The sequence below is a fragment of the Paeniglutamicibacter sp. NPDC012692 genome (genome assembly GCF_042901625.1).
Classification (GTDB): Bacteria; Actinomycetota; Actinomycetes; order Actinomycetales; family Micrococcaceae; genus Paeniglutamicibacter.
In genome coordinates this window covers 16,843-29,727 of record NZ_JBIBDE010000004.1, presented here as the reverse complement: position 1 = coordinate 29,727, position 12,885 = coordinate 16,843, and the positions used below count along the sequence as shown (strand labels likewise).

The 12,885-nt window shown below is 67.3% G+C and carries 11 protein-coding genes; 2 read left to right on the top strand and 9 right to left on the bottom strand.

All coding sequences use genetic code 11. The features are described from left to right. Positions 1-140: 140 nt before the first annotated feature. From ACFY5D_RS14555 to ACFY5D_RS14545, 3 genes are all read right to left on the bottom strand, one after another. Entirely contained in the window at positions 141-785 is a 645-nt protein-coding gene (locus ACFY5D_RS14555; protein WP_387531142.1) for a histidine phosphatase family protein, read from the bottom strand. A gap of 358 nt (positions 786-1,143) precedes the next feature. Then, a complete protein-coding gene (locus ACFY5D_RS14550; protein WP_387531139.1) occupies positions 1,144-1,608 on the bottom strand; it encodes an acyl-CoA thioesterase in 465 nt (154 codons plus the stop codon). Beyond that, the gene (locus tag ACFY5D_RS14545) at positions 1,605-2,687 is read right to left on the bottom strand and encodes an App1 family protein (RefSeq protein ID WP_387531136.1); all 1,083 of its coding nucleotides are present in this window, start codon (positions 2,685-2,687) and stop codon (positions 1,605-1,607) included. The genes ACFY5D_RS14550 and ACFY5D_RS14545 overlap by 4 nt, the downstream gene beginning before the upstream one ends. 120 nt (positions 2,688-2,807) lie before the next feature. Here ACFY5D_RS14545 and ACFY5D_RS14540 point away from each other — a divergent pair, with 120 nt between their 5' ends. After that, a complete protein-coding gene (locus tag ACFY5D_RS14540) occupies positions 2,808-3,248 on the top strand; it encodes a pyridoxamine 5'-phosphate oxidase family protein (protein ID WP_387531133.1) in 441 nt (146 codons plus the stop codon). Here the strand turns inward: ACFY5D_RS14540 and ACFY5D_RS14535 are convergent, their stop codons facing one another. The 4 genes from ACFY5D_RS14535 to ACFY5D_RS14520 form a co-directional block, all read right to left on the bottom strand. Beyond that, a complete protein-coding gene (locus tag ACFY5D_RS14535; RefSeq protein ID WP_387531130.1) occupies positions 3,249-4,127 on the bottom strand; it encodes a 3-hydroxyacyl-CoA dehydrogenase family protein in 879 nt (292 codons plus the stop codon). A gap of 149 nt (positions 4,128-4,276) precedes the next feature. After that, a complete protein-coding gene (locus ACFY5D_RS14530) occupies positions 4,277-5,740 on the bottom strand; it encodes an aldehyde dehydrogenase family protein (protein WP_387531127.1) in 1,464 nt (487 codons plus the stop codon). A 31-nt stretch (positions 5,741-5,771) separates the two neighbouring features. Beyond that, the gene (locus tag ACFY5D_RS14525; protein WP_387531124.1) at positions 5,772-6,959 is read right to left on the bottom strand and encodes an acyl-CoA dehydrogenase family protein; all 1,188 of its coding nucleotides are present in this window, start codon (positions 6,957-6,959) and stop codon (positions 5,772-5,774) included. A 66-nt stretch (positions 6,960-7,025) separates the two neighbouring features. Further along, positions 7,026-8,387, bottom strand: coding sequence for an aminotransferase class III-fold pyridoxal phosphate-dependent enzyme (locus ACFY5D_RS14520; protein ID WP_387531122.1), 1,362 nt, complete (start codon positions 8,385-8,387; stop codon positions 7,026-7,028). Between the two features lie 82 nt (positions 8,388-8,469). Here ACFY5D_RS14520 and ACFY5D_RS14515 point away from each other — a divergent pair, with 82 nt between their 5' ends. Beyond that, positions 8,470-10,023: a PucR family transcriptional regulator gene (locus ACFY5D_RS14515; protein ID WP_387531120.1), complete on the top strand. Its 1,554-nt coding sequence runs from the start codon at positions 8,470-8,472 to the stop codon at positions 10,021-10,023. Here ACFY5D_RS14515 and ACFY5D_RS14510 read toward each other — a convergent pair. Both ACFY5D_RS14510 and ACFY5D_RS14505 read right to left on the bottom strand, forming a co-directional pair. Further along, complete coding sequence (locus ACFY5D_RS14510; RefSeq protein WP_387531117.1) at positions 10,009-11,211, bottom strand: CaiB/BaiF CoA transferase family protein; 1,203 nt, start codon at positions 11,209-11,211, stop codon at positions 10,009-10,011. The two genes, ACFY5D_RS14515 and ACFY5D_RS14510, sit on opposite strands and share 15 nt — an antisense overlap. Then, the gene (locus ACFY5D_RS14505; RefSeq protein WP_387531114.1) at positions 11,208-12,740 is read right to left on the bottom strand and encodes an APC family permease; all 1,533 of its coding nucleotides are present in this window, start codon (positions 12,738-12,740) and stop codon (positions 11,208-11,210) included. The genes ACFY5D_RS14510 and ACFY5D_RS14505 overlap by 4 nt, the downstream gene beginning before the upstream one ends. Positions 12,741-12,885: the final 145 nt, after the last annotated feature.

Genomic DNA, 12,885 nt, shown 5'->3' with positions numbered 1-12,885 from the left:
ACCACTTTCTTGGATTAGGGAAGGTATTCCTATCCTAATCGATGGTTCCGTTGGCCAGTGAATTCAAACGTCAGCCAACAGGTCCGCTCTTGCCAGCCGACCCGGCGGCGGGGATTCCAACCCGAACTCGAATGCGGCTACTACCCGCGGGCCGCACGGCGAGTTGCTCCACCCGATCCGCTCGAAAGAGTCTGGCCCTGCCAACTGTGCACCGTCCAGCGATCCGCCGGTCCTGATTCGAGAACCGCAACGCCCGTGTTCTGCAACGGGGAATGCCGCAAAAGGGAGAGGTCGAAGTTTGATTTTCGGCTGGCAAGCCAGGTCATCAGCATGGCCCCGTGGCTGACCACGGCCAGCGATTGGGTGCCGTCGGCACCCGCCCGTTCGATGACGGCGCTGAACCGCTCAAGAGCGGTGCGCCCGTCCTCACCCCCGGGGATCTTCGCCAGCAAGTCTCCCTGAAGCCACCTAAAGAAAACGTCACGGTAGGCCAGCTGCGCTTCCATATCGGTGCGCATTTCCAATTCGCCCGCGGAGATTTCGCGCAGGCCCGCATATTCGGCCAGAAGCAGCCCACGGGTCGTTGCCAGCGGCGTTGCCGTCATTCTGGCGCGGATCAAGGGGGATGAATAAACCGCGTCCAGTTCTTCCGTGGCGAGTTGCTCTGCAAGCCTTTCGGCCTGGGCGACGCCTACCTCGTTCAGTGGGGCGCCGGGCGCCGCAGTGTCCAGGGCCTGCACCACGTTGGAGGCGGTCTCGCCGTGGCGAATCAGTAGTAATCTCACACTTTTACTCTAAAGTGTCGGAGCCCGATTGGTGGGATCATTCACTGCAGCACGAGATGCGTGCCAGTTTTTCGTCCCCGATCCGGCGCGCACACCAACCCCATGCTTCACGGGTGGTTCGGATGACGAAGCGGCCCTCAGGCACCCCCCGGAACAGGGCAAGGGCAAACGAATGGCACTATGTTCATGCGCAACGAACCAGCCATTGCCAAACCCTGTCCATCCCCTGAACAGGGCCACCGACTGGACCCGAAATCGGATACCGGTCACTCCATCGCAGCGAGAGCCGAGTTCCCTCACGCATCATTTGGTCATGAAATACCAGGTGGGAACGGTGGTCACGCCACCGCTGCAAGGGCTAACGGAAGAGCGGCTTGGCCTCATAGGCACTCAACGCGATCTTGTGTTCGGCGCTCAGGCGCAACAGCCGCTGGGTTTCGACGGCGAAAAACGCCAGGGTGGTCGTGGCACGCACACAAGTCCCGCCGTCCACAGGGTCGTGGAATTCGTAGCAAATGTCGAAGCTCGCGGCCTTGATGTTGCTGATCCACAAATCCACGTGCGCCGGCACGTTGCGGTAGTCAAGCGGCTTCACGTAGCGCACGCGGTGCTCAACCACCAGGATCTGGGTGTTTTCCGGGACGGTGGAGAACAGGTCGATCTGCGGCAGGATGCCCGGTTTGCCGGTGCCTCCGGGCACCCCGAACCCGGCGATACGAGCTTCCTCCATCATGCGGACGAGGTTGACGTTGTTGATGTGCCCGTAGGCGTCCATGTCGCCCCAGCGCATGGGTACCTCGACGCGGATCTTGTGGCTGCTCACTGTTCGTTCCCCGGGAACGGATCGGCCTCGAGGAAGCCGAGTTCGGTCAGTTGGGCGGCAATGCGGGCGCCGTCCGGCTCATAAACCCATGGCACGCCGGGTGTGGAGTTCAGGATCCCCTGGCTGCGCCCGCCTGCAAGCACAGCCTCGGAAGGCGTGAGCTGGCGGATGACGATGGCAGCAACGTGCCCGGGGTAGCGGCGGGCGAACTCGGCATAGAGGTACGGGTCGTGCTGGCCGTCGTCACCGATCAGCAGCCACTTGATGTTCGGGAACTCGGAGGCGATCCGGCGCAGCTGGTCGGCCTTGTGCTGCATGCCGGAGCGGAACCAGCGTCGTTCGGTGGGTCCCCAGTCGGTCAGCAGCAGCGGGCCCTGCGGGTACAGGTTGCGGGACAGGAAACGCGTGAGTGTTTGGGCGACGTTCCAGGCACCTGTGGACAAGTAGAAGGTGGGGGCGCCCGGCTTGTTGCGCAGCAGCCGTTCCATCATCACGGCCATGCCGGGGGTGGCAAGCCGCGCGTGTTCGGAAAGGACAAAGGAGTTCCAGGCCGCCAGCAGCGGGCGCGGAAGCGCGGTGACCACCACCGTGTCGTCGACGTCGGAAAGCACCCCGATTTCCTGGGCGGCATCAACCATCAGCACCGGGGCAACGACGGGTGCGCTGCCCTCGATGGTCATCGAGATTTCGTGCCAGCCCGGCTCGAGCACGGCGGCCACCCGCACGTCGAGGACTCCCCCGCGGTCGGCCTGCACGTCGAAGTCCTCGCCGTTGATGCTCACGCGAATCTGCCCGTTGGGAACGATGGGCGACATGAAGTTGCGCCAGCCGCGCACTCCGTCGGCAATGACCTTGGCGACGTGGCGTCCGTCTTCAAAGGCGCCGGGCTTGGCCAGGACTGCGCGGGCAAAGACGCGCACCCAGCCCTTTTCCGGGTCGGCCAGTCCGTATCCGGTGTATGACAGGAGGGTGGGCATCAGTCCGCGCTCGCGGGCGCGCTCCGCGCGTAGCTCGTACACGCGATCTTCGAAACGTGCGGCGATGTGCCGGGCATGTTCCACACTCAAATCCTTGACCATGACCCCAGTCTTTCATGTGCCCACCAGCAGAGATGGATCGGAAGGATGATTCCCAACGCGTCCCGAGAACGACACGACGTAGATCTGGCATTTTTCTACAATACGTAGAATACTGGGGCCATGATGTTTGAACACGACGATGACCAGCCGATACTCGTTCTCGACGACGACCAGTCATGGCGTTTGCTCGAACACGCAAACCACGGACGCCTTGCCACGGCGGTGGGCGGAATCGTTGATATCTTTCCGCTGAATTACGCGGCGAAAGACCGCGTCATCTACATACGCACGGCGCCGGGCGAAAAGCTTGCGGCCTTGACCGTCAACGGGCAGGTGGCATTCGAGGCGGACGGCATCCTGTCCGACGAGGCATGGTCGGTGGTTGTCCACGGCACGGCACATCGGCTCGAAACGCAGGCCGAAATCGCCGCCGCCCGCGAATCGGGTGTCAGCCCGTGGATCCCCACCCAGAAGGAATCATGGGTGAAGATCAAGGCCGAAAACATCTCGGGCCGCCACTTCCGCCTCGGGGCCCAGCCCGAGGCGGACGGCGAAAACTGACTACTTGTAGTCGTAGAACCCGGCCCCGGACTTGCGGCCCAGCTTGCCCTCGGCAACCAGCGCGGCAATCCGCTGGTTCGGGGCGTCCTCGGCCGCACCGGTTTCGGCGTAGGTGGCTTGGTCGATGAAATTGACGACGTCCAGGCCCACCAAATCCATGAGCGCAAACGGGCCCATCGGATACCCCAGCGCGGTGCGCGCCGTGGTGTCGATGTCCTCGATGCTGGCGACGCCAGCATCGGCCAGGAACAATGCCTCGCGCCGGACCGCGCCCATCAGGCGGTTGGCAACGAAGCCGGGGATTTCGCGGTTGATCAGCACCGGTTCCTTGCCCAGACGGCGCGCCAGCTCCATGGTCGTCTCAACGGTTGCGTCGCTCGTGGTTTCGTGGCGCACCACTTCGACGCATTTCATGACCAGCGCCGGGTTGAAGAAATGCATGTTGCAGACCCGGTCCGCGCGCCCTGTCGCTCCGGCGACCTTGGAGGACCCAAGGGTCGAGGAGTTGGTGGCCAGGATGGCGTGTGCCGGGGCAATCTTGCCGAGGCGCTCAAAGATCTGCGTCTTGATGTCCAGTCGCTCCGTGGCCGCCTCGATGACGAAGTCGGCGTTTGCCGCGGAGGCCTCGAGGTCGGTGTTGTAGGTCAGTGCGCCCAATGCCGCGGCCGCGGTTTCCTCGTCCAGCTTGCCCTTGGCCACCCTGCCCGCAGCCCAACCCTCGAGTTCGGCACGCGCGCCGGCCAGTCCGTCCTCCGAAATGTCCTGGATGGTTGTCGCATAGCCGGCCAGGGCCGCGGTCATGGCGATCTGCCGGCCCATGGTCCCGGCGCCGATGACCAGGATCGTGGAAATGTTCTCGATGCCGAGTGGTGTGCTCATCGTTGGATCCACTGCTTTCTAAGAATCGTGTTCGCCGGCTCGCGCTCGGCCCGGATCTGGTGTTCATCCCAGGCAAGCCCGGGGGCGCCGGTCGCATCCATGAACGTGGGTGACAACAGGCGCCCACGGGCACTGCCGGTTGGTTTTGCTTACGCGCCCCGCAGGTACACGGTGGTGGTGTGCGTGAAGAATTCCCGCGCAGCCGCCCCCTGTTCCTTGGGCCCGTAACCGCTCTTCTTCGCCCCGCCGAACGGCACGTGCGGATCCGCGCCCGCCGATTCGGAGTTCACGTGGAGGATGCCCACGTCGATGGTTTCCATGGCGTCCAGGGCCTTGGTCAGGTCCTGGGTGAAGACCGCGCAGCTGAGTCCGTACTCGGAATCGTTGGCCAGCGCAAAGGCTTCCTCGGTGGTTGCCGCACGCCGGACCGCGAGGACCGGTCCGAAGAACTCGTCACGCCAGGCGATGTTCTCCTCGCCCGCGGGGATTTCCAGCACCGTCGGCGCCACGAAGGCAGGACCGAGCCCGGACACGTCGCCCTCGAAGCGCGGGATGGCACCCTGGGCAACGGCTGCCTGGATGCCTGCACGGATTTCCGCCGCGGCCGAGTCGGAGACCACCGGGCCCATGTGGACCGCGGAATCGGTCGGGTCGCCGGTCTGCCACTGCGCAAGCCGCTCGGCCAGGCGGTCCAGGAACGCATCGGCGATGCCATCCTGCAGGACCAGGCGCGAGGTCGCCGTGCACTTCTGGCCGGTGGAGCGGAACGCCCCGAAGAGCACCTGCTCGGTGGCGAGTTCCAGGTCCGCGTCGTCGAGCACGACCGAGGCGTTCTTGCCGCCCATTTCCGCCTGGATCGGCACGCCGCTGCCGGCCGCCGCGGCGGCCAGCATGCGGCCCACCCCGGTGGAACCGGTGAACGTGAGCCCGTCCAGGTCCAGGTGGTTGACGATCTCGTTGCCGAGCGAGCCCGGGCCGATGACCAGGTTCAGCACGCCCGCCGGCAGCCCGGCCCCGACGAGTGCTTCGGCAAGGCGCAGGGCCAGCAACGGCACGGTGCTGGCCGGCTTCCACACCACGGTGTTGCCGAAGACCAGCGCCGGGGCGATCTTCCACGCGGGGATGGCTATGGGGAAGTTGAACGGGGTGATCACCCCGACAACGCCCAGCGGCTTGCGGGTGACCAGGATCCTTTCGCCGCGGCGCGGGGAGGAGAAGACCTCCCCGGCCAGGCGGTCGGACTCGGCCGAGTAATAGGTGAGGATCTGCGCGGCGCGCAGCACCTCGCCGCGGCCCTCCGCGAAGGTCTTGCCTTCCTCGCGGGCCAGCTCGGTGCCCCAGGCGTCGGCGTTGGCGCTCACGATGGCCGCGGCGCGGGAGAGGTATCCCCCGCGTTCTGCCATCGGGGTGGCTGCCCACCCGGCGGCCGCGGCGCGTGCGGCGGCCATGGCGTCCTGCACGTCCCCGGCCGTGGCGGTGCCGCCGGCGGCGAGCACGTGGTCCGGGTTGGTCGGCGAGGCGGATTCCAGCCGGCGTCCGGTTCCCTCGACCCACTGGCCGTCGATCAGCAGGCGCAGCGCGACGGTGTCGGTCTGCGTGATGGTTTCAGTCATTTTTCCCTCAGGGTGGATGTCGGCCGAACGTTTAGCGGAAGGCCGGGACGCCGGTGAGCTTGTTGCCCAGGATCAGCGTGTGGACCTCGTCGGTACCCTCGTAGGTGCGCACGGATTCCAGGTTGTTGGCGTGGCGCAGCGGCGAGTAGTCCAGGGTGATGCCGTTGCCGCCCAGGATGGTGCGGGCCTCGCGGGCGATCTTGATGGCCTCGCGGCAGTTGTTGAGCTTGCCGACCGAGATCTGGTGCAGGTCAAGGGTGCCGGCGTCCTTCTGGCGGCCAATGTGCAGGGCCAGCAGGTAGCCCTTGTTGATTTCCAGGGCCATGTCGACGAGCTTCTGCTGGGTCATCTGGTAGCCGGCCAGCGGCTTGTCGAACTGCATGCGCTGCTGCGAGTAGGCCAGCGCGTCCTCGAAGGCGTCGCGGGCGGCGCCCATGGCGCCCCAGATGATGCCGTAGCGGGCCTCGTTCAGGCAGGAGAACGGGCCCTTGAGCCCGACGACGTTCGGCAGCACGGCTTCGTGGGGAAGCCGCACGTCGGTCAGTTCGATCTCGCACTGGATGGAGGCGCGCATCGAGAGCTTGGGCTCGATCGGGGTGGCCTTGAAGCCCGCGGTCTCGGTGGGGACCACGAAGCCGCGGATGCCCTCGTCGGTCTGCGCCCAGATGACGGCGACCTGTGCCACGTTGGCCAGGCCGATCCAGCGCTTGGTGCCGTTGATGACCCAGTCGTCGCCGTCGCGGCGGGCGAAGGTCTTCATGGCCGAGGGGTCCGAGCCGGCCGTCGGCTCGGTCAGGCCGAAGCAGCCGATGGCCTCGCCCTTGGCCATCTTCGGCAGCCATTCGGACTTCTGCTCCTCGGAGCCGTGCTTGTAGATGGCGCTCATGGCAAGGGATCCCTGCACCGAGACGAAGGTGCGCAGGCCGGAGTCGCCGGCCTCCAGCTCGGAACCGGCGAGGCCGTACTCGACGGCGGTGGCGCCGGCGCAGCCGTAGCCCTTCAGGTGCATGCCCAGCAGTCCGAGCCTGCCCATTTCCGGGACAATTTCCAGCGGGAAGACCGCGTCCGCGTACCAACCGGCGATGTTCGGCTTGATGGCCTCGTCGACGAAGCCGCGGACCTTGGCGCGCAGCGCGAGTTCCTCGGCGCTGAGCAGCGAATCGAAGTTGATCAGGTCGGCAGGGTCCAGCAGGTGGGTTTCGTGGGTGGTGATGGTCATGGAGTGCTCCTTGGAAGGCGGGTCTGGAAGTCTGGGTGGTGCGTGCCTGGCGTGTGGTTTGGCTGGCTACTTGGCGGCGTCGGCGATGGCACCGGCCAGCACCGTCAGGCCGTCGCGCAGCAGTTCCTCACCGATGACCAGCGGTGGCAGCAGGCGCACGACGTTGCCGTGGGTGCCGCAGGTCAGCGTCAGCACGCCCGCCGCGTGGCAGGCGGCCGAGATTTCCTTGGCCAGGTCCGGACGCGGCTCCAGGGTGGCTGCGTCCGCGAGTTCGATGGCGAGCATGGCGCCGCGTCCGCGGATCTCGGCGACCACGTCGGTGGAGTCCAGCAGCGGCTCGAGGATTTCGCGGGCCACGGCCTCGATGCGGCGGGCGTTTTCCAGCAGCTTGCCATCCTCGAACTGCTCGAAGACCGCGAGGGCCGCCTCGCAGGCGAGCGGGTTGCCGGCGTAGGTGCCGCCCAGGCCGCCGGCGTGCGGCGCGTTCATGACCTCGGCGCGGCCGGTCACGGCGGAGAGCGGGACGCCATTGGCCAGGGCCTTGGCGGTGAGGATCAGGTCCCCGGCAACGCCCTCGTGCTCGGAGGCGAAGAGGGTTCCGGTGCGGCCCATGCCGGCCTGGATCTCGTCGATGACCAGCAGGATGCCGTACTTGTCGGCGAGCTTGCGCAGGCCCGGGATGAAGCCGGCCGCAGGGACGATGAAGCCGCCCTCGCCCTGGATCGGCTCGATGACCATGGCGGCGAAGGTGTCGGCACCGTGCTCGAGGATGGTTGACTCGACCGATTCCAGTGCCGCCTCGGCGCCTGCGGCCAGGCCCTCGGCCGGGCGCAGCGGGTTGGCGGAGGCGGCGCGGATGATCTCGGTGGGCAGCGGGCCGAAGTTCAGCTTGTACGGGTTGACCTTGGCGGTCATGGCCATGGTCAGCAGCGAGCGGCCGTGGTACGCCTCGTCGAAGACCAGGACGTTCGGGCGGCCGGTGGCGGCGCGGGCGATCTTGATGGCGTTTTCAACGGCCTCGGCGCCCGTGGAGAACAGGCCCGTGCGCTTCTCGAAGTCGCCCGGGGTGTTCCGGTTGAGCCACTGGCAGACCTTCGTGAAGGATTCGTACTCGGTGACCATGAAGCAGGTGTGGGTGAACGCCGCGAGCTGGGCCGCGACGCGTTCTGCGACGAGCTTGTTGCTGGCGCCCAGCGATGTCACGGCAATGCCGGAGGCAAAGTCGACCAGGCGGTTGCCGTCGACATCCTCGATGATGCCGCCCTCGGCGCGGGTCACGAAGACCGGCAGCGTGATGCCGAAACCGCTGGTCACCTGCGCGGTGCGTTCGGCGTGCAATTCGGTGGAACGCGGGCCGGGAATGGCGGTGGCAAGGTGGCGGGTCTGCGGCAGCGTGGCGGCCTCGGCGGCCAGGAGAGTTTCGGTCATGGGCTCCACGTTATGTGAACGAGTGACACGCGTCATTGGACGTTCCATCCAATTTGGGCATCGGCGTTGGATAATTTAGCCCATGATCTCCCTTTTGCAATTGGGTGCGGAGCTGGGCGGCGAACTCGCGCCCTGCGAGGGCGCCGACTTCAGCGCCAAGCCCGTCACCGGTGTCCACGTTTCCGAGCTGGAGGATCCGACCCCGTACCTGGAGGGCGGGGAACTGCTGCTGACCACCGGAATGCCGTTCGCCGCATCGGCGGCGCTCTCCCGCGCCTACATGGCCAGGCTCGAAGCCAAGAACGTCCACGCCGTCGGGCTGGGCCTGGGCCCGTGGCTCAGGTCGGTCCCCGGGCACGTGGTGGCGGCAAGCCTTGCCGCGGGGATCGAGCTGGCGATCGTGCCCGACGGCGTCCCGTTCCAGAACGTCACCCGCGCCTACTGGCGGCTTGCCACCAGGGACGACACCACCAACCTGATGGATTCGCTCGGCACCCAGACCGCGCTGGCCCGCGCCGCGATGCGCCCCGACGCCACCAGCGCGGTGGTGCGCGGCCTGGCCCAGGCGCTCGGCGGGTGGGCCGCCTACCTTCCGGCCGATGCCGGAGCGGAGACGGTGTGGCCAGCCTCGACAAGCGCCCTGGTCCCCGACCTGCGCTCCGAGTCCATCCGCTTCAACAAGGCCGGAGTGCCCTCAGCAGCCACCTTCGAGGTCCACGGGCAGCCCGTGGTGCTCTACCCGATCCTGGTGGGCACCCGCATCCACGGCTTCCTGTGCATCGGGTCGGGCCGCACGCTGACCAAGGCCGACCGGCAGATCATCATGACCGTTTCCACGCTGCTGGCCCTGCGCGCGCGCCAGCGCGAGGTCATCGTCGGGACCACGAACGCGCTGGGGGCCGCGACCACCAAGTTGCTGCTGCACGGCCAGGGCGAGGCCGCGCACATGGTGGCCGAGGACGTGGGGCTGGGCGAACTGCCCAACCGGGTGCGGCTGCTGGGCATCAGGCTTTCGCCCGGTGACGATCCGGGGCTTGCGGCCCGCGCGGCGGCGCGGTTGGAGGCGGACCCCGGGCTGCCGGACCTGGCCGCCGCCGTGGACAAGTGCGCGTTGCGGCATGTCCAGGATTCGATCCTGTACCTGGTACTGTCCGCCTCCGGCCTGGAAAGCACCCCGGCGAACGGCGAGCGCGACTCGCTGGAGCAGAATGCGCTGCTGGGCGTTTCGGCACTCGACGAACCCGAGCTCTCCGGGTCGCTGGCCGCGGCGCTGGGCGATCCGGTGAGCCTCGGCGAGATCCCCGGCAACCTTGCGGTGCTTCGCCAGGCCGTGTTGCAGGCCCCGCCGGGGCGCCTGGTTGCGGTGAGCGCGAGCGAGGATGCGCGGGCCACCGGCTGGGTGCGGATGCTGGCCGAGTACCCGCGTGCCGACCTGCTGGAGACCGTCCGGGAATACCTCCGGGCGCGCGGCACCTGGGAGGATGCTGCGCGTGCCCTGGGCATCCACCGGAACTCGCTGCGCCACCGGATCTCGGTGGCCGGCGGCCTGCTGGGTGTGGACCTGGACGATCCGGACGTCGCCGCGCACCTGTGGCTGGCGCTGCGGCGCGACGAAAGCGGCCTAGGACCGCGCTAGCACCGGATCCGGCGCTCCGGGTTCAACGGGTTCGCCCGGCTTGCAGAGCCAGGCACGGATCGCGTCCGTGTGTTCGCCGAGCCGCGGAGGTGCCATGGACGGCGCGTCCAGCCGCGGCGTCCAGCTGATCGGGTGCCGGATCTGCTTGCCGACCGTCACCCCCTCGGCGTTCTGCACCTCGATCACCGGGTCAAGCCCGAGAGATTGCGCGTAGTCGATCCCCTCGTCGATCCCCGCGACCTTGCCGGCGGGAACGCCGACGCCGGTGAAGCGCGCCTGCCACTGCGCGCCGGTGTCGGCCCGCAGGCCGGCCTCAAGCAGCGGGATGAGCACCTCGCGGTTGGCCACGCGGGCCGTGTTGGTGGCAAAGCGGGGGTCGGCGGCAAGCTGCGGTTCGCCGATCTCTGCACAGAGCCTGGCGAACTGCCCGTCGTTGCCGCAGGCCACGGCGACGGAACCGTCCGCACAGGCCAGCAGCTGGTACGGCACGATCGAGGGGTGCGCGTTGCCCATGCGGGTGGCGACCTTGCCGGCGCCCAGGTACGCCTGGGCCTGGTTGGCCAGCGCCCCCTGCAGGCTGGAAAGCAGGTTGACCTCGACGTGGGCTCCGGCCCCGGAGGCGTTGCGGGCGGTCAGCGCGGCCAGCACCCCGATGGTCGCATCCTTGGCGGTGAGCACGTCGACCAGCGCGACGCCCGCCTTCATCGGGTCGGCCCCTGCCTCCCCGGTGATCGACATCAGCCCGCCCAGGGCCTGGACGATGAAGTCGTAGCCGGGCAGGTGGGCCCCGCCGACGGAACCGAACCCGGAGATCGAGGCGTAGACCAGCCCGGGGTTCTCCGCGGTCAGTTCCCCGTAGCCGAGCCCGAGCTTGGCCATGCCGCCGGGCTTGAAGTTCTCGACCAGCACGTCGGCGCGCAGGGCAAGTTCCCGGGCCAGCGCCAGGTCCTCCGAGTTCCCGAGGTCCAGCGCCACCGACTGCTTGTTGCGGTTCACCGACTCGAAGTAGGTGGAGCCGGTGGCGGAGAACGGCGGGCCCCAGCTGCGGGTATCGTCCCCGGCGCCGGGGCGCTCGACCTTGATGACCGTGGCGCCGAGGTCCGCCAGCGTCATGGTGCACAGCGGGCCGGCCAGCACCCGGGAAAAGTCGGCGACGATGATGCCGTCCAGCGGGCGGATCGTGCTCATACGTGGTTTCCTTCTTTCGAGTTTTCGGGGGTTGCGGGTTCCTCGCGGCGTTCCGCAACGGCTTCGGGGAACACGGCGGCCTTGGCGTTTTTGCGCATGGCCAGCCGGGCCAGCAGTTCCTCCTCGGCGTGGATGCCCGGTTCGATGCCGCGCGGGATGCGCGCCACGAACATGAAGCCCAGCAACCACCAGGCGCCGAAGAGCATCCACGGCTCGAAGCCGATGGCGGCGGGCATGCCCGGCATGTAGAGGCTGATCAGCGCGAGGCAGAAGAGCACGGACAGCACGCCAATCGCCTGGCCGAAGTTTCCCTTGCCGCCGATGCGCAGCGGGCGTTCCATGTTCGGCTCGCGGCGGCGCAGTATCAGGAAGGCGACGCCGACCAGCAGGTAGGCGATCACGATCGAGGGCGATCCGGAGTCGACCAGCCAGCCGAGCATGGCCGAACCGAAGAACGGTGCCAGCACCGAGAGCCCGCCGATAAACAGCAGCGCGTTGACAGGGGTGCGGTACTTCGGGTGCAGCTTGGCGAACCAAGCAGGCAGCATGCCGGAGGCCGCCATGGCGTAGAGCAGGCGCGAGGCCCCCATGAGCAGCGAGTTCCAGGAAGTCAGGATGCCGGCGATCCCTCCGGAGATCAGCACCTTGGCCATCAGATCCGAGCCGAAGAGCGCGCCCATGGCGTCGGCGGTCGCCAGGTCAGACTCGGCAAGGGCCGCCGGTCCCATGCCGGAGGAGGTTGCCAGGATGACCATGACGTACCAGGCGGTGGCGATCAGCACGGAGATGATCACGTACTTGCCGATGCGCCGCGGCGGGATGTCGCATTCCTCGGCCGACTGGGGGATGACGTCGAAGCCGACGAACATGAACGGGACGATGATCATGACGCCGAAGAACCCGGCAACCCCGTTGTTGAAGAACGGTTCCATGGTTGCGGTCGATCCGCCGGTGAAGGAACCGAAGAGCAGCACCGCGCCGATGGCAAAGAGGAAAAGGACAACAAATGTCTGGACGACGCCCGCGGTCTTGATGCCGCGGATGTTGATGGCGGTGATGACGAGCCCGCCGAGCACGCCGACCAGGGCCCAAGTCAGGTAGACCTCGGAACCCGCGATGTCCCAGAGCTTGATCTGGTTCAGCTCGGGGAACAGGTAAAGCGCGGTCTTGGGCAGCGCTACCGCCTCGAACGCGACGATGGTGATGTAGCCGCCGACGATGGCCCAGGAACCGATGAACGACCAGCGGGCGCCCATGGCCCGGAGCAGGTAGTTGTGCTCGCCGCCAGCCTTGGGCATGGCCGCGCATAGCTCGGCGTAGGTCAGCCCGACGACCGCCATGACGGCTCCGCCGACGACCATGGCCAGCGAGGCGCCGAACGCGCCGGCGGTGGTGATCCAGTCGCCGGTGAGCACCACCCAGCCGAAACCGATCATGGCGCCCACGCCGATGGCGAGGGTGTCCCATCGACCCAGGACCTTCTTGAGCTGGGGTTCTGCGGTGCTGCCCTGAGGCGGAGCGTTGGTCATCGCGGTTCCTTCCGTGTGTTCGACCACCTCACCCTACGAGCAAACGTGACCGCAATCTCGGATGGTTCATCCAATGAATTGGATGAACCATCCGGAACGACTGGACGCATCGCCGCGAGCATGCGCCCGCCAAACAAAAAAACGG